Source organism: Nonomuraea sp. NPDC049607 (assembly GCF_040675375.1).
In the GTDB taxonomy this organism is placed as follows: Bacteria; Actinomycetota; Actinomycetes; order Streptosporangiales; family Streptosporangiaceae; genus Nonomuraea.
This window is the reverse complement of sequence record NZ_JBFAOV010000013.1, coordinates 1-18,802: the sequence shown is the minus strand read 5'-3', so window position 1 is coordinate 18,802 and position 18,802 is coordinate 1. Positions and strand designations below refer to the sequence as shown.

The 18,802-nt window shown below is 70.4% G+C and carries 22 protein-coding genes; 7 read left to right on the top strand and 15 right to left on the bottom strand.

What is annotated here, in order from left to right:
• Positions 1 to 55: 55 nt before the first annotated feature.
• Entirely contained in the window at positions 56 to 484 is a 429-nt protein-coding gene (locus AB0J97_RS25005; RefSeq protein WP_364092750.1) for an ATP-binding protein, read from the bottom strand.
• 188 nt (positions 485 to 672) lie between these two features.
• Here AB0J97_RS25005 and AB0J97_RS25000 point away from each other — a divergent pair, with 188 nt between their 5' ends.
• From AB0J97_RS25000 to AB0J97_RS24985, 4 genes are all read left to right on the top strand, one after another.
• On the top strand, positions 673 to 1,011 hold the full coding sequence (locus AB0J97_RS25000) for a hypothetical protein (RefSeq protein ID WP_364092405.1): 339 nt from the start codon (positions 673 to 675) through the stop codon (positions 1,009 to 1,011).
• Positions 1,012 to 1,052: 41 nt separating this feature from the next.
• Positions 1,053 to 1,211, top strand: a complete 159-nt coding sequence (locus tag AB0J97_RS24995; RefSeq protein ID WP_364092403.1) for a hypothetical protein — start codon at positions 1,053 to 1,055, stop codon at positions 1,209 to 1,211.
• A gap of 351 nt (positions 1,212 to 1,562) precedes the next feature.
• Entirely contained in the window at positions 1,563 to 2,159 is a 597-nt protein-coding gene (locus tag AB0J97_RS24990; RefSeq protein ID WP_364092401.1) for a hypothetical protein, read from the top strand.
• Positions 2,107 to 2,907, top strand: a complete 801-nt coding sequence (locus AB0J97_RS24985; RefSeq protein ID WP_364092399.1) for a hypothetical protein — start codon at positions 2,107 to 2,109, stop codon at positions 2,905 to 2,907. The genes AB0J97_RS24990 and AB0J97_RS24985 overlap by 53 nt, the downstream gene beginning before the upstream one ends.
• Here the strand turns inward: AB0J97_RS24985 and AB0J97_RS24980 are convergent.
• The 4 genes from AB0J97_RS24980 to sigK all read right to left on the bottom strand — a co-directional run bounded on the left by AB0J97_RS24980 (position 2,871) and on the right by sigK (position 6,618).
• Complete coding sequence (locus tag AB0J97_RS24980) at positions 2,871 to 3,503, bottom strand: fasciclin domain-containing protein (protein ID WP_364092397.1); 633 nt, start codon at positions 3,501 to 3,503, stop codon at positions 2,871 to 2,873. The two genes, AB0J97_RS24985 and AB0J97_RS24980, sit on opposite strands and share 37 nt — an antisense overlap.
• A 40-nt stretch (positions 3,504 to 3,543) precedes the next feature.
• A complete protein-coding gene (locus AB0J97_RS24975; RefSeq protein WP_364092395.1) occupies positions 3,544 to 5,160 on the bottom strand; it encodes a molybdopterin-dependent oxidoreductase in 1,617 nt (538 codons plus the stop codon).
• Between the two features lie 88 nt (positions 5,161 to 5,248).
• Positions 5,249 to 6,025 carry an anti-sigma factor gene (locus AB0J97_RS24970; protein ID WP_364092393.1) on the bottom strand — a complete coding sequence of 259 codons (777 nt, stop codon included), beginning with the start codon at positions 6,023 to 6,025 and terminating at the stop codon, positions 5,249 to 5,251.
• Positions 6,022 to 6,618: an ECF RNA polymerase sigma factor SigK gene (gene sigK, locus AB0J97_RS24965; protein WP_364092391.1), complete on the bottom strand. Its 597-nt coding sequence runs from the start codon at positions 6,616 to 6,618 to the stop codon at positions 6,022 to 6,024. The genes AB0J97_RS24970 and sigK overlap by 4 nt, the downstream gene beginning before the upstream one ends.
• Positions 6,619 to 6,915: 297 nt before the next feature.
• Here sigK and AB0J97_RS24960 point away from each other — a divergent pair, with 297 nt between their 5' ends.
• Positions 6,916 to 7,215 carry a DUF4158 domain-containing protein gene (locus AB0J97_RS24960; protein WP_364092389.1) on the top strand — a complete coding sequence of 100 codons (300 nt, stop codon included), beginning with the start codon at positions 6,916 to 6,918 and terminating at the stop codon, positions 7,213 to 7,215.
• A gap of 9 nt (positions 7,216 to 7,224) precedes the next feature.
• Here the strand turns inward: AB0J97_RS24960 and AB0J97_RS24955 are convergent, their stop codons facing one another.
• Together AB0J97_RS24955 and AB0J97_RS24950 are read right to left on the bottom strand one after the other, a co-directional pair.
• Entirely contained in the window at positions 7,225 to 7,515 is a 291-nt protein-coding gene (locus tag AB0J97_RS24955) for a CocE/NonD family hydrolase C-terminal non-catalytic domain-containing protein (protein ID WP_364092387.1), read from the bottom strand.
• Between the two features lie 394 nt (positions 7,516 to 7,909).
• Positions 7,910 to 8,122 carry a hypothetical protein gene (locus AB0J97_RS24950; RefSeq protein ID WP_364092385.1) on the bottom strand — a complete coding sequence of 71 codons (213 nt, stop codon included), beginning with the start codon at positions 8,120 to 8,122 and terminating at the stop codon, positions 7,910 to 7,912.
• A gap of 489 nt (positions 8,123 to 8,611) precedes the next feature.
• On the opposite strand from AB0J97_RS24950, the gene AB0J97_RS24945 reads away from it, so the two are divergent.
• Positions 8,612 to 9,223 (top strand): hypothetical protein, encoded by a 612-nt coding sequence (locus tag AB0J97_RS24945; protein ID WP_364092384.1) that lies wholly within the window; start codon positions 8,612 to 8,614, stop codon positions 9,221 to 9,223.
• A gap of 40 nt (positions 9,224 to 9,263) precedes the next feature.
• Here the strand turns inward: AB0J97_RS24945 and AB0J97_RS24940 are convergent, their stop codons facing one another.
• The 7 genes from AB0J97_RS24940 to AB0J97_RS24910 form a co-directional block, all read right to left on the bottom strand.
• On the bottom strand, positions 9,264 to 10,088 hold the full coding sequence (locus tag AB0J97_RS24940) for an enoyl-CoA hydratase/isomerase family protein (RefSeq protein WP_364092382.1): 825 nt from the start codon (positions 10,086 to 10,088) through the stop codon (positions 9,264 to 9,266).
• Positions 10,089 to 10,138: 50 nt separating this feature from the next.
• Positions 10,139 to 11,179, bottom strand: a complete 1,041-nt coding sequence (locus AB0J97_RS24935; protein ID WP_364092380.1) for a hypothetical protein — start codon at positions 11,177 to 11,179, stop codon at positions 10,139 to 10,141.
• Positions 11,180 to 11,269: 90 nt separating this feature from the next.
• Positions 11,270 to 11,644, bottom strand: coding sequence for a hypothetical protein (locus AB0J97_RS24930; RefSeq protein ID WP_364092378.1), 375 nt, complete (start codon positions 11,642 to 11,644; stop codon positions 11,270 to 11,272).
• 166 nt (positions 11,645 to 11,810) lie between these two features.
• Positions 11,811 to 12,203 carry a hypothetical protein gene (locus AB0J97_RS24925; RefSeq protein ID WP_364092376.1) on the bottom strand — a complete coding sequence of 131 codons (393 nt, stop codon included), beginning with the start codon at positions 12,201 to 12,203 and terminating at the stop codon, positions 11,811 to 11,813.
• 207 nt (positions 12,204 to 12,410) lie between these two features.
• On the bottom strand, positions 12,411 to 15,167 hold the full coding sequence (locus AB0J97_RS24920; RefSeq protein WP_364092374.1) for an AAA family ATPase: 2,757 nt from the start codon (positions 15,165 to 15,167) through the stop codon (positions 12,411 to 12,413).
• Positions 15,168 to 15,187: 20 nt separating this feature from the next.
• Complete coding sequence (locus AB0J97_RS24915; protein ID WP_364092373.1) at positions 15,188 to 15,613, bottom strand: DUF3237 domain-containing protein; 426 nt, start codon at positions 15,611 to 15,613, stop codon at positions 15,188 to 15,190.
• A gap of 700 nt (positions 15,614 to 16,313) precedes the next feature.
• Positions 16,314 to 17,063: an alpha/beta hydrolase gene (locus tag AB0J97_RS24910; RefSeq protein WP_364092371.1), complete on the bottom strand. Its 750-nt coding sequence runs from the start codon at positions 17,061 to 17,063 to the stop codon at positions 16,314 to 16,316.
• Between AB0J97_RS24910 and AB0J97_RS24905 the strand changes: the two genes are divergently transcribed.
• Entirely contained in the window at positions 17,062 to 17,328 is a 267-nt protein-coding gene (locus tag AB0J97_RS24905) for a helix-turn-helix transcriptional regulator (RefSeq protein WP_364092369.1), read from the top strand. The two genes, AB0J97_RS24910 and AB0J97_RS24905, sit on opposite strands and share 2 nt — an antisense overlap.
• A 369-nt stretch (positions 17,329 to 17,697) precedes the next feature.
• Here the strand turns inward: AB0J97_RS24905 and AB0J97_RS24900 are convergent, their stop codons facing one another.
• On the bottom strand, positions 17,698 to 18,207 hold the full coding sequence (locus AB0J97_RS24900; RefSeq protein ID WP_364092367.1) for an MBL fold metallo-hydrolase: 510 nt from the start codon (positions 18,205 to 18,207) through the stop codon (positions 17,698 to 17,700).
• Positions 18,208 to 18,802: the final 595 nt, after the last annotated feature.

Genomic DNA, 18,802 nt, shown 5'->3' with positions numbered 1-18,802 from the left:
GTAGTCCGGAATGTCTGCCGCGCACATCGGCCCCCGGGAGGAGGGTTTGTGCACGTCAAGAGCAGTCTGGGCTACCCGTGGGGCCGGGGGTGTGCGGGGTGCGGGGGGTGTTCATGGTCAGGGTCAGCAGCGCGCCGCGGCTGGTGCGTTGCAGGTGCACCCCGTCGCACAACCGCTGGATGATCCACAGCCCGTGCCCGCGCATCGCGGTCGGATCGATCTCCGCGGCGTCCAGGTGCTCGCGGGTCAGCTGGCCGGAGGTGTCCTCGATCTGAACGAGCACAGCGCCAGGCCGGGCGTGCAGGGTGAGCGTGCCGGCGCCGCCGCCGTGGTCGAGCACGTTGGTGACCGCCTCGTTGACCGCCAGCACCAGATCCTCTAACCGCTCCCCGCGCAACCCGCCGGCGTCGGCGTAGGCATGCACCACATCACGCAGTCGGCCTAGATCGGCGTTGATCGGGCAGCGGAGCACCCGCTCTGTCATCATCGCCGCTGGCCCGGCACAGCAGACGGGGAGGGGAGCGTAAACACCTTTCCCCGCTGACCTGCAGATCCAACATCAAACCCAGAAAGCCGAACAGGTGAACCGCTAGAAGCTCTGCCGTTGCGGGGATGGGATCACACAGTCTGAGCGGAGGGTCCGGAGAGGAATCCCGCTTAGAGTGCCATGCTGTGAAAAGGAACATACCGGTCGAACCCTTGCAATCCACTTCCGGATATGCCGAAGCGGCTGAGAGGCTGGCCGAGCAGTACGAAAGCGTCACGTTCGCAGAGGTCCACCGCGAGATGCTGCACTTGTTCCCCGCACGGCCGAGCTCGGTGCTGGACATCGGTGCGGGCAGCGGCCGCGATGCGGCGGCGTTGGCAGCCCTGGGCCATCAGGTCGTCGCCGCCGAACCCACCGCTGAGCTTCGTGCGCGAGGGAAGGCTCTGCACGCCGGCCAGGATCTGGAATGGGTCGATGACGCGCTGCCCGACCTGGCTGGCCTGCTCTCCCCGGCGGGCGCGTGATGCTGTCCCTTCGTCACGGCCCCGTCCCCACAGGCCGCCGCATGTTCCCCGTCTCCGCACAGGAGACGATCGTCCTGGCTGACACCCACGGCCTGGAGCTGATACATCGCGCTGAGCGTATCGATCCATATGACCGCCAGGACGTCTCCTGGACCTGGCTGGCGTTCCAGTCGGCCGCCCACTCCGCGCCGACGGCCTGAACCGTCCACAGACGCCTGACCGGCCGACTCGCCGACGATCTGTCCGCCCAGCGGGACGCGATCGTCGGTGAGGGAGCCGTTCCCCAAGAGCACGGGCCAGCGTGTACGCCCACTCCATGATGACTCCCGTGACTCGCCGGACTGGGGCCTCGGTGCCGGTCATGCTCCTCCACTGCCACGGAGCCGGAGCAGCTGTGCATGAGGACGTTGCCGGGGTTCGGCCTCAAGGGCTGGGCGGTGTGGCGGGAGATCATCGCCGGTCCCCGCGCCTCCAGGGTCTTCCGGCAGAGATCCTCTAGCCTGTATTGGCTGAGTGTATATCCGTAGGTTATAGTCGCCGGCATTAGCCAGTTGATCCACGATCAGACCCAGACCAGGCGCGAACTGCGCCAGCCCTGGCGGGCAAGCCGGCTGGCCGCTGCCGCCGGGCTCATCGCCGCCATGGCCGCCACCGGCCTCGGCCACGCCGAGACCGCCGCCGCCGGGACCGCCGCCGAAACCATCGCCGCCGCCGAGCTCTACCTTCCGGCGCCCACCGGCTCGCGACCGGCCGGCACCACATCCCTCTACCTCAAGGACACCTCCCGCCCCGACCCCTGGCTGCCCAGCAGCAAGGCCCGCGAGCTCATGCTCTCGTTGTGGTATCCGGCCAAGGCCCCAGGGCGTCACCGAGCGCAGTACATGACGCCCACGGAGTCCGAACTGCTCCTGAAGGACGGGGAGATCACCGACATCCCGGCCGGCACGCTGAGCAAGGTACGCACCAACGCCTTCACCGACGCCCGCCCCGCGGGAGGCGCACACAGCTTGCCCCTCATCCTGCTGTCCCCTGGGCATGGCAAGCCCAGGTCCGAGCTCACCGCCCTGGCCGAGGAACTGGCAGAGCCGGGGATATGTGGCGGCTGCCATCGACCACACCTACGAGAACGTCGCCGAGACCTTCCCTGACGGGAGGGTCACCACCTGCCTCACGTGCGAGATGAAGAAGGACCCGGCCGTGTGGGAGAAGCTGGAGAAGGGCCGGGCCGCCGACGTCTCCTTCGTCCTGGACGAACTGACCGGCGCGCACCCGAAGTGGAAGGACGCACGGCTGATCGACACCTCCAGGATCGCCATGTCCGGTCAGTCCGTCGGCGGCGCGAGCACGCTCGCCGCCATGGCCACCGACACCCGGTTGCGTGCCGGCATCGACGTGGACGGCACCGTGGAGAGCGCCCTTCCCGCGGCCGGGCTGACTCGGCCGTTCTTGCTGCTGGGCAAGCCCGCCACGTACACGCCCGGCCAGCCTGGCACCGGCGCCAACTGGGAGGGCGTCTGGGCAGGGCTGCACGGCTGGAAGCGCTGGCTGCTCGTGACCGGGGCCGCGCACACCTCCTTCACTGACCTCGGCGTACTGATGGACCAGCTCGGCATCGAGGACGGCGCCGCCATCCCGGGCACCCGCGCAATGACCATCACCCGCAGGTATGTCACCGCCTTCTTCGACCAGCACCTGCACAAGAGGCCGCAGCCCTTGCTGGACAAGCCGTCGGCGAAGTATCCGGAAGTCAAGTTCTGTGCCCCCGAGAAGAAGACCTGCGCATTACGCATCCTGCCTTCGGTAGGGGTGGCCGGCTCGCCGCAAGGATTGCGGCGAGCCGGCTGTGTGTGGTGGTGGGGTTACTTCTTGGGCATGAGTACGGTGTCGATGATGTAGACGGTGGCGTTGCGGGTGGGCACGTCGCCGCACACCACGCGGGCGTTGTTGATCGTGTAGGTGGTGCCGGAGCCGCGGGTGGCGACCTTGCCGCCCTGCAGGGTGGTGAAGCTGCCGCGTCGCAGGTCGGCCGGGGCCTTGCGGCCCTTGACGACGTGGTAGGTGAGAATGGCCGTCAGCGTTTTCTTGTCGGCCAGGACCTTGTCCAGGGTCTTCTTGGGGATCTTGGCGAACGCCTGGTTGGTGGGCGCGAAGACGGTGATGCCATCGGCTCCGTTGAGCGTGTCGACCAGGCCGGCCTTCTTCACCGCCGCGACCAGAGTGGACAGGGCGGGGTTGTTGGAGGCGGCGGTGGCGACCGGGTCGGCGGCCATGCCGGCGAAGCTGCCCATGCCCATGCGGGGCACGGCCGAGCAGGCGGGCCCGAAGGGACGCCGCGCTGCCATCGACTGGGCGGACCAGGTCACCGCGCCCGCGGCGGTGTCGGCGTGCCGGGTGGAGGCGAGCGCTGCTGCGCCGGTGCCGGTCATCGAGACGGCCGTTGAGACGGTCATGGCCAGGATCGGCAGTACGGCGGCGACGTGACGAGTGTTCATGAGGCTCCTTGTGTCTGGTGGATGGACGGTGGAGGGGAGTTCAGGTGACGGTCACCAGGACCGTGTGCCAGCCGGTGGCGCCGTCCGGGATCGGCGGCACGCGTTCGGCGGGCTGGGTGTGGCCGGTGGCATCGGTGGCGCGGACCTCGATGCGGTGCTGTCCGCGGGCGGCCTGCCAGGTCGTTTGCCATTGCCGCCAGGTGTCGGGCCCGGCCGAGGGGGCCAGGTGGGCTGGGCTCCAGGGGCCGCCGTCGACGCGGACCTCGACGGCCGCAACGCCTCGGTGCTGGGCCCACGCGGTCCCGGCGACTGTGACGGCTCCGGCGGGGATCTCGGCGAACGGTTTGGGCACCTCGATGCGGGCGGCGGTCTTGATCGGCGCTCGTTCGGCCCAACCTCGCCGGGTCCAGTAGGCGCGTTCGTCGGCGAAGCGGGTGAGCTTGAGGTCGGTGATCCATTTGGTGGCCGAGACGTAGCCGTACAGGCCGGGCACGATCATCCTTGCCGGGAAGCCGTGGGCGGGTGGCAGCGGAGCGCCGTTCATGGCGATGGCCAGGAGCGCGTCGCGGCCGTCCAGCACCGATTCCAGCGCGGTGGAGGCGGTCCAGCCGTCGGCGGAGCGGGACAGGATTTGATCGGCCCCGGCCTGGATGCCGGCCTCGCGCAGCAGCGCCGCCAGGTCGACGCCGAGCCAGCGGGCGTTTCCGGCGTACGGGCCGCCGACTTCGTTGGACACGCAGGTCAGGGTGATGTCGCGCTCGGTCAGCGGCCTGGCCAGCAGCTCGGCGAAGGACAGTTCGACCGGGCGGTCGACCAGGCCGTGGATGCGCAGCGTCCATTCCTGGTGTGGCACGCGCGGGACGATCAGTGCGGTGTCGACCCGGTAGAAGGCGTCGTTGGGGGTGGTGAACGGGCCGAGCCCCGGAACTCGCAGTCCCGCGCCTGGCGGGAGCGGCCGGGCCGGGTCGGCAGGAGGCGGCAGCACCAAGGCGCGGCCATCAGCGGACGCCTGCCGTGCCGAAGTGATCGCCCGGCCGGCACCGCCGGTCAGGACGGCCGCCCCGAGCACGAGGGCGCCGCGAGTGAGCAGGGCCCGCCGATCGGCTGCTGGCACCGGCAGCTGGAGGGGATGGACGGAGCACACCACGCCGCCGAGCGTGATGCGGCTCCCACGCGCGGGGCGGGGCCGGCGGCGGGTGTAGAGCAGGGCGAAGCTGCTGCCCGCCGCCCCCACCGCAGCGGGCAGCGCGTCGATCGGTCCTGCCCCCGGCCGGGACAGCGCCGCGGCCCCGGCGAGCGCCGCGAGCGCTGCCAGGGCCGCGATGGCCAGGCGCGGTCGCCGGGGCGCGGCCGTTCCGACGGCCGCCGACGCGGCCGCGATCACGGCCGCCAGCGTCAGGAGCAGGACCAGCTTGTCGGCGGCGCCGAAGGTGCGGATGGCGAAGTCTTTCAGCCACGCCGGGCTCAGGTCGATGAACACCGACCCCACCGCGAGCAGCGGACCGGCCTGCGGCCGACCCACCAGCGCGGCGGTCAGCTCCGCCACCCCCAGCGCCAGCGCCGCGGCCAGCACACCGAAGACCCCCGACACGCCGGCCCCCGGCATCCGGCCCGCCGACACGGCGGCTGGTGGCGGGGTCGGTGTGGAAGCCGCCACGTCGTCGGCTTGTTTCTCAGCAGTCACAGCAGGGCTTCGGAGCCACGGCGGAAACGGATGGGTGCCGGTTTCCCGACGGCGGGAGGAGTCAGGCAGTGGGCACGTCCACCAGCAGCAACGGCGTGGTGGTCGGCTGCCGCGAGCCGCTGGCCGGCTCCACCGTCACTCCCACCTGCCCCACATCAGCCCCTAGAGCACTCACCACCGGCACGGTGCCGCCGGAGCCGCTGGAGGCAAGCAGCCCGGCGGAGGTGATCCGCCCCGGCGCAAGCTGCCACAGCTGGTAGACCCGGCCCGCCGGCGGATCACCCAGCCCGGCCGCCCAGAACACCAGCGAGCCCTGTGAGCGCGACAGCACCAGCGTGCCGCGCCCACGCCCGCCCCCGGCCGACGGCACCGTGGCCGGGGCAGTGACGGCCCGGGCGTCATCGGCGCCCAGCACCGCGGCGATCCGCTGCTCGGCACGCCGGGCCTGCTCCAGTTCCTGACGAGCCTGCACCGTCGTCACACCCAGCCCAGCCACCACAGCCAGCGCCGCCGCCACGCTCACCGCCGCCAGCCAGGGCCGCCACGCCACCCGCCACACCCGCATCGCACGTGATGCCGACGCGACCGCCGGCGGCAGCTGACGCACCTGATCGATCTCAGCCAGCACCCGCTCCCGCAGACCTGGCGGCGGCTCGGCCGCCACCGCCACGCCCAGGCGCGCGGCAGTCTCGCCGAGCGTCGCCGTCTCCCGCGCGCACTCGGCGCACACAGCCAGATGCCGTTCAAAACGACGCCGCTCACCCTCGTCGTCGATGGCATCCAGCGCGTACGCACCCGCCAGGGTGTGCGGGTCGAACCCGCCCTCTCGTGCCTTCATCGCTCCACCCCCAGGCAGTCGCGCAGCCGGATCAGCCCATCGCGCATCCGTGTCTTGACCGTCCCCAACGGCGCCTTGACCAGCTCGGCGACCTCCCGATAGGAGTAGCCGCCGTAATAGGCGAAGGTGACCGACTCGCGCTGCATCTCGGTGAGATTGCCCAGGCAGCGGCGCAGCCGCTCGCCCTCCAACCGGCCCACCACCAGCTCCGACACCTCATCAAAGGATCGGTGCGGCTCCAGCCTCGCGGCCCGCTCCTCCCGGTCGGTGCCCGCCTGCGCCGACCGCACCCGGTCGATCGCACGCCGATGCGCGATGGTCAGCACCCACGCCAGCACCGACCCCTTGGCCGGCTCGAAGCGGGCGGCGCTACGCCACACCTCCACCAGCACCTCCTGGGCCACCTCCTCACTGTGCGCCCGATCCCGCAGCACCCGCAGCACCAGCCCGAACACGCGCGGCGCCAGCACCTCATACAACCGCTCGAACGCCCCGCGATCACCCCTGCCGACCGCCTGCAACAACTCCTCCAAACCCGGCGGGGAGCCGCCCAGGCGGTCCTCACCCACCGGCGACCGGTCACGCGCTCCCATACAGCCCCTCCTGCCTCGACCGGCACAGCACCAGCCACAACAGCTTCGGAGCCATCCGCGTACCGGATGGGTGACACACACCCGGCTGCGACACCCGCGATGTGCCCAACGAACGGCGGGGACCTGATCCGGCCAGTCATGAGCTGGACGACGGTGATCAAGACCGGCGTGGCACTCACACAATTCACCGCGTAATCGGTCACGGTGATCATCTGATCTGACCGCTGCTGATTTCCGAGGGGCGCCCCCGCGCTGCGCGAGGCGGGCGGTGCCCCTCGCATGCCTGGGGAGGCCCTCATGCCGGTCAGTTTTCTCACCACGGAGCAACGCAGCCGATATGGTGTCTTCAACGCCGTGCCCGACATCGCCCAGTTGAGCGCCTTCTGCCATCTCGATGCCGATGACCGGCACCGGGCGATGGCCGCCAAGGACGCGCGCAGCCAGCTCGGCTTGGCCGTGCAACTGGGCACCGCACGGTTCTTGAACTGCTTCCTGGACGATCCCGAGGACGTTCCCACCGAGGTGATCGACTACGTCGCCACGAGGTGTTCGTGCCGGGCCTGCGCAAGTGGGGCGACCCCACCGCCCGGCTGCTGAAGGGCGCCGCTATCGCGCCTGGACGGGCAGCTGCAGGTAGGAGGCGTGCTCCCCGCCGGTGTGGATGACATGGAGTCCCTTGTTGGTCGGGATGTACTCCACCAGCGCCGGCATCATCGGGCCGAGCAGGTGCCGGCCGCTGACGACGAAGCGCAGTCGTTCGCCCGGCTGGAAGGACATGCCGATCGGGAACAGGTCGATGTCGAGGGCGACGATCTGGCCGGGTGAGAGCTTCTCGATCCAGTCGAAGGAGTGGGCGGGCATGTCGTCGGCCGCCAGGTTCTCGTCCAGGTGTCGCATCGAGGCGCGAGGCGTCCGTCGGATCCCTTGTAGCGCAGGATCGAGGCGCCGCGTTCGGTGAGGTCGAGCTCAGGATGGCCCGGCAGTGCGGGGCGCGCGCCTCGATCTGCCGGGCCGGCGCGAGGGCCGCCTCAAACTGCGGGCGCACCTTCAGCCGGGTCGAGATCTTCTTGGAAGATCTTCTCCCGTGGGATACCGCGTGCGGCCCAGCGCGTCCAGCTGCGACTGCAGTTCCTGGGTGAGGGCGGAGCAGCGGGCGTAGCCGGCCTCCTCGGTTGCCACACGTTGAGTGGTCGAGTGGGTCCAGGGGACAAAGGGCGGGGCCTGGCCGGGACATCGTCATCTGGGATCTTCAAGCGAATTAGCTGGTCCATGCGCGCCGACGGACCGGGGGTCAAGGACTGGTGCGGCGGGCCAGGGCTTGCCCTGCGGGCAGATCGGCGACGAAGGCCCGGAGAAACCCGAAGAGCTGCTCCAGATCGCGCCCTTCGGCCGCGGCGTCGATCGACCGGTAGAGATCGTCCTCGATCTTGGTGATCTCCTGGCCGAGCCGGGCTCCGTCCGGGATGAGCGACAACTCGATGTGGCGGCGATCGTGGGTTGCCACCTCGCGCTTGACCAGGCCGGCGGCGACCAGCCGGTCGACACCAGTCCGCGCAGCCCGGCCGGTCGGCGGACGGCCAGCGCCAGCGCGATGTTCGCGCCGTAGGAGTCGCCGACCAGTACGTATTCGTCGAGGTCTGCGATCTGGGCCGCGACGGCGTCGGCGTAGACCTCCATGTCGCTGACGGCAGCGCGGGTGGTGAGGTGCTGGCCGCGCTCGTGACGGCGATCCACGCGCATGCCCCGATCGCGACGCTGGCCGAGATGCACTTCGCCTACCCGACCTTCCACCGAGCCCTTCAACCCGTCCTGCGCGCTCTGCTCTGAAGCGCGGGCCCTGAGGCGTCCGCCTGACGTTCGACGCGGGCGCGGGCGGGCCTTGGCGCCAGGTGGCCGTTCCGGGGGAGGATGTGCTCAGCTTGGCACGGCCGCAGGACGCTGAACGTGCGCAGCGCCTGTCGCCGATTCCGAAGACCTGTCCGAAGGAGATGTCATGCGGGTAGCGGTGGTCACGTTCGACGGGTTCAACGAGCTCGACAGCTTCATCGCCTCGGCGCTGATCAACCGATGCCGGGCCGACGGGCTGGAAGCGTTCATCACGACGCCCACGCCGGTGGTCACGTCGATGAACGGCGTGCCGGTGACCGGGCAGCGTCCGATGGAGTTCGTGAGCGAAGCCGAGGTCGTGCTCATCGGGAGCGGCGTGAAGACCCGCGACGTGGTCGCCGACGATCGGCTGCTGTCCATGCTTCCGCTCGACCCCGCCCGGCAGCTGATCGGTTCGCAGTGTTCGGGGGCGCTGGTGCTGGCCCGTCTGGGCCTGCTGGAGCACATGCCGGCCTGCGCGGACAGAACCAGCCGGCCGTTCGTCGAAGCCTGCGGCGTCACCGTGCTGGACGCGCCCTTCCACGCGGAGGGGAACATCGCGACGGCGGGCGGGTGCCTGGCGTCCCAGTACCTGGCCACCTGGGTGATCACCCGCACCCTCGGCGAGGACGCCGCCCGCGCGGTCCTCGACTACGTCGCCCCGGTCGGCGAGAACGACGAAACGGTCGAACGCGGTCTCCGCGCCGTCCACGAGGGCAGCGGGCTCACCCTGCGCTGAGCCGCGGGGAGCAGGCGGCGGTCGCTCGCCGCCCTCTCCTTCACAGGTCGCCGAGGCGTTCTCCCAGGTCGAGTTCGAGTGGGCCGCGAGTCTGCAGTCCCCGCGCGAACAGGGCCCTCACCCGGGCCTGGGTGGCGTCGGCGGCGACCAGATCGCGGAACCGGATCGCATCCGCCCGGACGGCGTCGGCGGCGGGCAGGGTCAGCCCGTTGAGCACTCGCTTCGCCGTACGAACCCCTTCGACCGGGAACGAGGCGATACGCCGGGCGAGCCTGGAGACGAAGGCGTCGAGCTCGGCATCGGGCAACGCCCGGTTGATCCAGCCATACCGCTCCGCCGTGTCGGCGTCGAAGTCATCGGCGCCGAGGATCGCCTCCATCGCCCGCCCCCGGCCCAGCAGCCGGGCGAGATGCTGCATGCCTCCGGCTCCGGGAGGCGCGCCGGTGCCGACCTCGATCTGCCCGAGGACGGCGTTCTCGCGGGCGGCGAAGCGCATGTCGCACGCCAGAGCCAGTTCGCTGCCCGCCCCACGCGCCCGGCCGCGGATCTTCGCGATCGTCACGACCGGCAGCTCGCTGAGCCGGTACCACAGCATGCCGAGCGAGGCGTCGCCCGGACCGCCTGCCTTGGCGGCCTCGGCGGTGTAGTCGGCGACCTTGGTCAGGTCGACGTGCGGGACGAAGTAGTCGGGGTCGGCGCTTTCCAGGACCACGACCCGGATGGCTTGACCTGTTTCCAGCTCGCCGACCAGGTTCGCCAGATCGCGGACGAGCTCGGGGCCGATCAGGTTCATCGGGGGCGCGTCCATCACCACGCCCAGCACGCCATCGCCGGTGTGTGTGAGGCGCAGAGTCCGATACGTCATGGCCAGGCATCCCTTCAGTGATCCGCGACCGGCAGGTACTCAGGAGGGGGTCAGCCGTTGGCCTGTCGCCAGGCCGCATCGAGGGCGATCTGCCGGAGTTGTTCCAACGTGAGGGCCGGGGCGCGACGGCCGGCGGGTAGCCGGTAGGCGGCCGCGTTGACCGCTGAGATCACCACGCGCAGGCCGTCCGCGCGCAGGGTGTCGACGGTCCATTCGACCGCGCCCGCTCCGCCGCGTTGTGCGGGGCCCCGCCGCATGCCGACGCGGGTGCCGTCGGACAGGGTGGCGGCCTTGCCGAACAGCTGCGTCATGGCCGGGTCGCCGGGCTTCCATTGCTGGACGTTGACCGCGACCAGGCTCTTGCCGTGGCCGTCGTCGACGGTGAGGTGGCCGAAGCCGTCCGCGCCGCCGGGTTGCCCGGCGCGCAGCCCTTTCGGCAGCAGCCGCTCGATGATGCGGCTGATCTGCGGTGCGCTCAGCCGGGCGACCGAGCCGTTGCGGGCAGCGGCCGCCGGAGCGGGCATCGCCGCCAGGACCCGGTGCCACCGCGGCGAGGATGCCACCGCCGCGAGCTGTTCAGTCGTCAGCGGAAGGGCCGAGCTGCCGGCTTGGGAGGCGAGGACCTGCCGGCCGTCGGCGTAGGTGAGCAGGGCGGTCAGGAGCTGACCTGCCGAAGGATGCTCCTCCTGACGCGGGGATCGGTCCTGGACGAGGGTGGCGCCGCCGGCCAGGCGGGTCCGGGTGCAATGGCTGTAGGGGTGGTAGGCGGTGTCGGGGCACTGCGCGTACTGCACGGGGACCGGGACCGGCCATCTGTTGAGCTTCACCGTCACGGTCGCCCTTCTCCCGCCCGCCTGGAAGAGCAACTGCGCGGAGGGGGCGGGGCCGGGCTGGGCGCTCACACCCTGCCCATGTTGGCCGGAGAACTCTCCCGGGGGGAGCTGGGTCTGGAGCAGGTGCACCATCTGCTGAGCTGACACACCCGTGGCGGTGGGTGTCGCGGGCCGTACGGAGGAGCAGCCGACGATGGTGAGGACGGACAGGGCTGTCGAGGCGAACATCCGGACTGGTGTGCGCAGCTTGGCCGCCATGGCGCACCTCCGTTCATCGTTGCTGGGGAGTTGCAGGGGCTGCGGGGGGCTGCGGGGGGTGGAGGGGCGTCCACCCCCCGCCGGGAGGCGTCAGGCTCCGGGGTAGGAGATGGAGCTGATGGAGTTGTCGTAGGGGTAGTCCAGGGCGTTCCACACGGAGTTGGGGGCGAAGTAGCCGTAGGTGCCCTGGAAGTTGACGTTCGTCCAGGCCTCGATGGCGACCGAGTTGGTCTTGATGGAGGAGATGGCGTCGTTGTAGGCCCAGGCGCGCAGGTCGGGCACCCTGGGCGGGTTGGTGTTGGTGCCGGTCAGGCAGGCGCGGGTGATCTCCCACATGTTCCAGTCGTCGCACAGCTTCCACGTGCCGGTGGCCGCGGCGGCCGACTGGGCTGTGACGCCGGTGATCCCGACGCCCAGGAGGAGGGCCGTGAGGGTCGCGGTCAGGGCCTTGCGGAGGTTCCACATGAGAATGTTCCCTTCTTGGTTCCTCCGTAGCTGCGACGGAGGCTGCTTGGACGTAGCGGTGGTAGGTGTACGCCGTTATCACTACTAGTAGTGGACTGAACGCTGTAAGTAACTATGGTGGTGAGGTCTTCGGACCGGTGGGGGCAGGTGGCCGGGTCTATCGGGTTCAGCGGAACTCGACGCCGTCGGCCTTGTCGTCCATGTTGCCCAGGTTGGTGACCCATTGGCCGGCGGCGATGCGGGCGACGCCGCCGTAGTAGGAGTCGGACAGCTCCACGGTCTCGGTGCCGTACCAGCCCCAGCTCCTGACCGAGGAGACCTTCCGGGCCGCGTAGGCGGGGATCGCGTGCCGGCCGGTGTTGAGCTGCACCTCGTAGCAGTCGCCGTCGAAGTTGTAGCCGGTGAACAGCTGCGCGTACCCGGCGTAGCCGTAGTGGTAGCAGTTGCCCTGCGCCTGGGCGCTGGGAGAGGCGACGATGAGAGCACCCACGGCGGCCGCGGCGGCGAACAGGACGGTGACGCTTCTGCGGGGGGACGGGGAAGCGGCGGTGAGGGACATCTCTTCTCCCTGGCGGGATAGGGCCCCGCTCATCGGGGCGCCCTAGGGGGTGATGTGTTCACGATCGCGCGCGGTTGCCGCCTCTCGCGCCCGTGACACCCCCTGGCCCTGCCCTTGTGACCCCTGGCCCGTCCACTGGCCGTCTACTGGGGTGATGGATTCGGTGCAGGTCAGGCCGTCAGTGACCGCGGGCGGCGGGTTCGTCCATCACGTGCTCACCATTCGCAGTGCTTGCGCCAGGTCCTTGCGTGAGGTGACGTCGAGCTTGGTGAACACCTTGCGCAGGTGCCATTCGACGGTGCGGTGGCTGACGAACAGGAGGGCGGCGATCTCCGGGTTGGTGTGCCCATCACCGGCCAGCCGCGCGATCTGCGCCTCCTGGGGGGTCAACCCCACGCCCGGGCCCTCGCTGCGCTTATGGACCGTCTCCCCGGTCGCCAGCAGCTCCCGTTCCGCACGCCGGGCGAACGCCCGCGCCCCCATGGCGTCGAAGGCGGACAAAGCGGCCCTGAGCTGGGTACGTGCGTCGATCCTGCGGTTCTGCCTGCGCAGCCACTCGCCGTAGATCAGCTGAGCCCTGGCGTGGTGGACGGTGACGCGGGAGCGGGCCAGGTGCTCGATCGACTCCCGGTACAGCTCCTCGGCCGTGCCGTCCTGGCTCAGCAACGCCCGGGAACGGGTCTCGATGCCGCGTGCCCACGGCGTTTCGCTGGTCGACGAGCGTTCCTCCAGCCGCTCGAACGCCTGGTGCGCGGTGTCCGCGTCACCGGAGCGGACGGCTGCCTCGATCAGCTCGGGAAGCACCCACACGGTGAACCCGATCCCGTCGGGCTCGGCGGCGCGCTGGGCGGCCTCGGTGGCAGGGCCGTACTCGCCGTAGCCCAGGTGCAGGGTCGCGGCGGCCCACTCGGCCGCCTCCACGGCGAAGCCCTCGCCACGGGCCGTGGCCGCGGCGAGGATGCGCTCACGCAGGTCGAGCGTGCGCTCCCGCTCGCCTTGCCAGGCGGCGAGCAGGATGGAGAAGTCAGCGACGGCGACGTTGCGCGTCGCTTGGGTGATCGCGTCGGCTTCCTGGACGAGCTGCTGGGCGAGGTCGAAGCGGCCCGCGAACAACTGGTGGGCGGCGGAGTAGTTCAGCGCGAACGGCAGGACGGTGAGCAGGCCGCGCTCGCGGGCCGTCTCGGCCAGGCCGCCGGCCATGGCCGCGCAGGCGTCGTCGTCCCAGACGTCCATGGCCAGCTGGCAGGCCAGCCAGCACCAGGCGATGTTGTCACGGCGGAAACCCTCACGCTGGAAGGTCGCGATCGCCCGCGCCACCGAGGGCAGCACCTGCACGTACTGGTGGGTGGCCCGGGTCACGAGCACGTCGAGGAACTGGTCGACGGCCCGCACCGGGTGATCGCGGACCGGCGCCAGCGCGGCCTCGGCGGCGCTCAGAACGCCGTCGGGACGACCGAACCGGCCGCTGCGCATCAGCGCCCACATCGCCTCCAGATGTGTCTCGCGCGCCAGCTCGGGATCGACGACTTCGAGCTGCCTGGCCGCCCCGCTGAGCAGGATGGGCGTGTCGCTGCCCCGGGTGCGCGCGAACGCGATGTGGGCGCGCACCCGCTCCAGCCGCGCCCGGTCGGCCTCCCCCAGCGGGGCGATCGCCGCCAGCGCGAGCAGGGCCTCGGCCGCGCCGAGAGCGCCCGCGTCCAGCTTGGCCTGGGCGGCGGCCAGGGCCCGTACTCCGCGCGTCCGCTGATCGGGCGTCAGCTCGGCCGCCCGCTCCAGAAAAGCTGCCGCCGCCTCGGCGCCGGCGCGAGCCTGCGCGCGGACGGCACGACGCTCCAGCTCAGCCGCGACGTCCTCATCAGGCGCCGCCGTCGCGTGCGCGCGATGCCAAGCGCGCCGATCCGGGTCGGCTTCCGGGTCGGTGGCCTTGGCCAGCGCCCCGTGCCCGCGACGACGCACCTCAGGTGGCGAGGCCCGGTAGGCGGCGGTCCTGACCAGGGGGTGGCGGAAGACGACCCGCGGGCCGAGATCGATCAGGCCAGCCGACTCGGCGGGCGCGGCGGCGCCGATAGCGATGCCCAGGTGCTCCAGCGCGCGCATCAGCACCAGCATGTCGCCGACCGGTTCGGCGGCCGCGGTGAACAGCAGCAGGCGGGTGTCGCCGGGCAGCGCCTCGACGCGCCGCACGAAGCTGTGCTGGATGCGTCCGGACAGCATGCGGGCGTCGGGCAGCCCGAACCCGCCCGCCAGCTCCGCCGGTGTCATCGTGCGAGGTAGTTCGAGCAGGGCCAGGGGGTTGCCGCGCGTCTCGGCCACGATCCGGTCGCGCACCTGCCCGTCCAGGCCGCCCGGGATCACCGAGCCCAGCAACCGGCGGGCGTCGTGGTCGCCGAGCCCTTCCACGGGCAGGGCAGGCAGCCCGTCGAGCTTGTCCTCCTGGCCCGGCTCGCGCACCGAGAACAGCATCGCCACCCGCTCGGCGGCCAGCCGCCGGGCGACGAAGGCGAGGACCTGAGCCGAGACCGCGTCCAGCCACTGCGCGTCATCGACCACGACCAGCAGCGGCCGCTCATCGGCCAGCTCGCTCAGCACGCCGAGAACGGCGAGCCCGACCAGGAACCGGTCAGCCGCCGGACCGTCCTGCAGCCCCAACGTGACGCGGAGGGCATCGCGCTGCGAGCAGGGCAGGCGCTGAGCCCCCTCGATCAGCGACGCCCCGAGCAGTTGCTGCAGGCCGGCGCCCATCAGCTCCGACTCCGACTCCACGCCCGCCACCCGGGCGAGCCGGAAGGCGGCAGCGCGGCCGGCGCCGTACTCCAGCAACGCCGTCTTCCCCACACCCGTCTCGCCCCGCAGGACCAGAACCGATCCATGCCCGTCGCGAGCGCGCTCCAACAGAGCGTTGATGGCGGCGCACTCGGCCTGACGGCCCAGTAGAAGCGAGTTGGTCCCAGAGCTGCCCGTCATCCATGAAGTATGCGGTCAACTCACGACACCAGATATGTCTCCAAGGTCATACCGTCGCCCCGGTAGAGACTGACGCTGATGAACACGCCCTGATTGACCCAGTCGAGATGCGGCGTGGCGGCCTGCAGCCGGGTGATGGCGCGGATCAGCGGGCCGTCAGCCGGGCCGACCTGGGTGATCCCATGCGAGTGGACGTCGAGCAGATCGCCTCCGTCGGTACGCAGCGTGCAGCGCAGGTGGCCCCGAATGGTTCCGTCCGGGAGCGTCTCCCACCGGTCGGTGCTGCCCTCGACGACCAGATTGCCGTGGAGTTCCGGGCCGGTGAACCGGCCGCCGATCAGCGGCACGATCAGGCGTCCGCTGTATCCGAGATCGACAGGAGCGCCCAGCACTGCGTGCAGGCGGAACACCTGCGTGAGCGTGGGACCAGGCAGTTCGTTGATCATGCCTCCAGCCTGACCCGGAAAAGCGTTCGTTCGCGCCCGGGTAACCCACGGGTGTTGCCGAGCCGCCTCGTCGGGGACAGCCGGAGTCGTGATGAACGATCACGGTCGTGCGCTTTCCGCAGTTCCTCGCGTTCGGCGTTCCTGCCGGACTGTTTGTCGGCGAAGATGCGCAGACAGCCTGCCGTGGTGAGCGCGGTGAGCTGGCGGTCCAGGAGCTAGTCTCGGGTGGAGACGCGGGCGTAGCCGATCAGGGCCCCGACGGGGCCGAGGGGGCTCGGCCGCCAGCCGGTCTTCCGCTGAGGGACCCCTCGAGTAGCGGGCCTTCAGGGAGCGCGAGGTGCTTGCCCGTGGCGTTCACCACGACCCGCCGCCGGGGGCAGCGTAGTGGACGGTCACCGCGAGCGGCTGGCCAGGGAGGCCGGGCAGTCGCGGCCGTAGGCGGCCTGGGTGACCAAGCGTACGGAAAGGGTGCTCGCCGACTTGTTGCACGCCAAGACTTCTCAACACGTTTCACAACAGCCCGTGATGGCCCCGAAGAGAGGTCCGGAGCCTCGCGCCGCTGGTGTTGAGAATCGATCGATCTCAACACCAGCGGCCGAACTACATCACGAGCGAGGCGGTCGATGGCCGGTGACCTTCACCGCAGCCTGTGGCGCCCCGCGCCGGTGGCTGAAACGGCGCGGCTGCTGGATGGGCGAGGTCATGCACGCGTTGCCGTATGGGCGGCCAGGATCAGCGCGGTGGCGGCGTCCGGGTTGGAGAGCATGACGAGGTGGGAGGAACGGCGGAGCTCGACGGTGTGGCTACCGGCGCGTTTGGCCATGAAGCGCTGGGCCGTGGGCGGGATGGTGTGGTCGGCCCCCGCGATCAGGAACCATGACGGGATGTCCTTCCAAGCTGGGGCGCCGCTGGGGCCCTGGAGCCCGGCGACGTTGGCGGGTCGCTGGGCGGCTGCCAGCACTCGCGCTTGGGAGGCGGGCAGGTCGGCGGCGAAGACGTCGCGGAACTTGGCGGGGTCGACGTAGCCGTCGACTCCGCCCGGGTAGGGCCGGGCGAGGATCGATTCGGAGAGTTTGCTGCCGGGAAACTGGCCGGTGAGCTGGTAGGCGCTTTCGCCTTGGTCGGGGGCGAAGGCCGCGAGGTAGACCAGCGCCTTGATGTCTGCGTGCCCGCGGGCGGCGTTGGTGAGGACCGCTCCGCCGTAGGAGTGGCCGACCAGGATGACCGGGCCGGTGATGGTGTCCAGGACGCTGGAGACGTAGGCCGAATCCGCGGCCAGATCACGCAGCGGTTGGCCGGGGCCAGCACGGGAAACCGAGCGTCTGCAGGCGGGTGATGACGGGGTTCCAGGTGGAGGCGTCGGCGAACGCGCCGAGTGGCTGCGGCGCCGCCACCGCAGGAGCGAGGCCAGGCAGCAGTTGCGGGCCGCCCACGAGCTGTTCGCAGACATGGGAGCGGCCGCCTTCGCCGAACGAGCCCGCATCGAGCTGGCCGCCACCGGCGAGCACGCCCGCACCCGTGACCTCAGCACCGTCCGCGTCCTCACCCCGCAGGAGTTGCGAGTGGCGCAACTCGCTGCGGGAGGTGGTACCAACCAGGAGATCGCCGCCGAACTGTTCCTCAGCGCGAGCACCGTGGAGTATCACCTGCGCAAGGTGTTCAGGAAGCTCGACATAACCTCGCGCAGGCAGTTGAAGGATGCCCTGGGAGCGTGAGCCCGTTCCCCGCATGCCGCGCATCGAGCGTGCCGTCAGAAGTTCTCGACGACCCGGAACAGCGTCGGAGGCCGATACGGGGGGCGGATTCCCCTCGGAACTGGGCGTCAGCTGTGAAGGCAGAGGTCAGTCAGGGGGAACTCCGCGACCACTCTGCCGAGATCGTATTTGGTCTCGCAAGGTGTTTGCAGACCCCGGTCGGTCAGATGGTCGAGGCGTTTACGGGTGTCCGGGAGGGCGATGAGCCTCTGGAACGTGGCGGCGTCGGAGCGCACTTGGGCGGGGTCGGGCAGCGTGAGATCGTTGACGGCGCGCTTGGCGGCCCTGACCCCTTCAGGTGGGAAGCCGGCATCGGGATGTTGCCCTGTATCAGGCGAGGTCGAATTCCAGGCCCGGGGTTGCAAGGTGGACCGGTCCGTCGAAGTGCAGTTCGGCCTCGGCCTTGAGAGTCTCGTACCAGATTGCGTCGCGATGGGGCAGGTGGGTGAGCATGAGCTGGGCGGCCCCTGCCGCCGACGGCGAGAACAGCCCGGCCAGGCTGTGCAGCAGGTCCCGGCCGCCGGCGGGCACGTGGAGCGGGATGGCCAGCGGCCGCACGTCGGTGTCGTGGGCGGTGAGCTGACCGGACGGGATCCTGCGGCCCAGCGGCAGCAGGTCATAGCAGTGGTCGATGTGCAGATGGCTGATCACGATACCGCTCAGGTCGTCCGGGCGGGTGACGCCGCTGAGGGCGGTGGCTGTTCCGGGCCCGCAGTCGAGCAGCAGCCTGGTTCCGGCAGTGGTGACCAGATAGCCGGAACTGGCCACTCCGTGCGAAGGCATGCCCGCCCGGCAGCCGAGCACGGTCAGGCGCATCGCTTCGCCCTCGTGGTCGAGCATCCCTTGAGCGTGACGCGTACGTGGATCGGGGGAGCCAACCGCGCCTGACGAACTTGCGAACCTTCGCCGACAGGAGAGTGGCCTCATCGCACGGCGTGCCGCCACCCGGTGCCGAGGACGATCTGTCGCAGTCGCCCGATGGTGAGGGCGGAAGTCTTGCGGGCGCGAGCAGGCCGAGCGTCTGCTCGACCTCACCCCGGACGGACTCAGCCGCTGAGCGACCGGAAGCTGCGGCTTCATGGGCGCCGGACGATAAGGGCCGGTTGGCGATGTGTACGGGCAGTCGTCCCTCTCTCTCGTGGGTGGTTCATGGTTGCCGGAGAGATGCCGAACTCTTGATGCTGACGTGAGTGCTCTCATGTCTTCTGATCTTCGTTCGGGAGAACAGACCGGTATGACTACGGAACGTGAACACTCGCCGGCCCGGCCAGGACGCCTGGGCGGCGTCATGGACAGAGTCAGAAACAACGTCCCGATGGACACGCCGCTCGAACGGCAGAGTCTGTTCCTGGCTTTCTATCGTTTCGTGACGGGTCTGCTGTTCGCCTGTCACGGGGTGGCCACCCTCTTCGGCGTCCTGGGCGGACCTCAGGGG

Coding starts and splice junctions, on each gene's coding strand:
- AB0J97_RS25005 (WP_364092750.1), bottom strand. CDS start 484: ATGACAGAGCGGGTGCTCCGCTGCCCGATCAACGCCGATCTAGGCCGA.
- AB0J97_RS24995 (WP_364092403.1), top strand. CDS start 1,053: ATGTTCCCCGTCTCCGCACAGGAGACGATCGTCCTGGCTGACACCCAC.
- AB0J97_RS24980 (WP_364092397.1), bottom strand. CDS start 3,503: ATGAACACTCGTCACGTCGCCGCCGTACTGCCGATCCTGGCCATGACC.
- AB0J97_RS24970 (WP_364092393.1), bottom strand. CDS start 6,025: ATGAAGGCACGAGAGGGCGGGTTCGACCCGCACACCCTGGCGGGTGCG.
- sigK (WP_364092391.1), bottom strand. CDS start 6,618: ATGGGAGCGCGTGACCGGTCGCCGGTGGGTGAGGACCGCCTGGGCGGC.
- AB0J97_RS24960 (WP_364092389.1), top strand. CDS start 6,916: ATGCCGGTCAGTTTTCTCACCACGGAGCAACGCAGCCGATATGGTGTC.
- AB0J97_RS24955 (WP_364092387.1), bottom strand. CDS start 7,515: ATGCGACACCTGGACGAGAACCTGGCGGCCGACGACATGCCCGCCCAC.
- AB0J97_RS24945 (WP_364092384.1), top strand. CDS start 8,612: ATGCGGGTAGCGGTGGTCACGTTCGACGGGTTCAACGAGCTCGACAGC.
- AB0J97_RS24940 (WP_364092382.1), bottom strand. CDS start 10,088: ATGACGTATCGGACTCTGCGCCTCACACACACCGGCGATGGCGTGCTG.
- AB0J97_RS24935 (WP_364092380.1), bottom strand. CDS start 11,179: ATGGCGGCCAAGCTGCGCACACCAGTCCGGATGTTCGCCTCGACAGCC.
- AB0J97_RS24930 (WP_364092378.1), bottom strand. CDS start 11,644: ATGTGGAACCTCCGCAAGGCCCTGACCGCGACCCTCACGGCCCTCCTC.
- AB0J97_RS24925 (WP_364092376.1), bottom strand. CDS start 12,203: ATGTCCCTCACCGCCGCTTCCCCGTCCCCCCGCAGAAGCGTCACCGTC.
- AB0J97_RS24920 (WP_364092374.1), bottom strand. CDS start 15,167: ATGACGGGCAGCTCTGGGACCAACTCGCTTCTACTGGGCCGTCAGGCC.
- AB0J97_RS24915 (WP_364092373.1), bottom strand. CDS start 15,613: ATGATCAACGAACTGCCTGGTCCCACGCTCACGCAGGTGTTCCGCCTG.
- AB0J97_RS24905 (WP_364092369.1), top strand. CDS start 17,062: ATGGGAGCGGCCGCCTTCGCCGAACGAGCCCGCATCGAGCTGGCCGCC.
- AB0J97_RS24910 (WP_364092371.1), bottom strand. CDS start 17,063: ATGTCTGCGAACAGCTCGTGGGCGGCCCGCAACTGCTGCCTGGCCTCG.
- AB0J97_RS24900 (WP_364092367.1), bottom strand. CDS start 18,207: ATGCTCGACCACGAGGGCGAAGCGATGCGCCTGACCGTGCTCGGCTGC.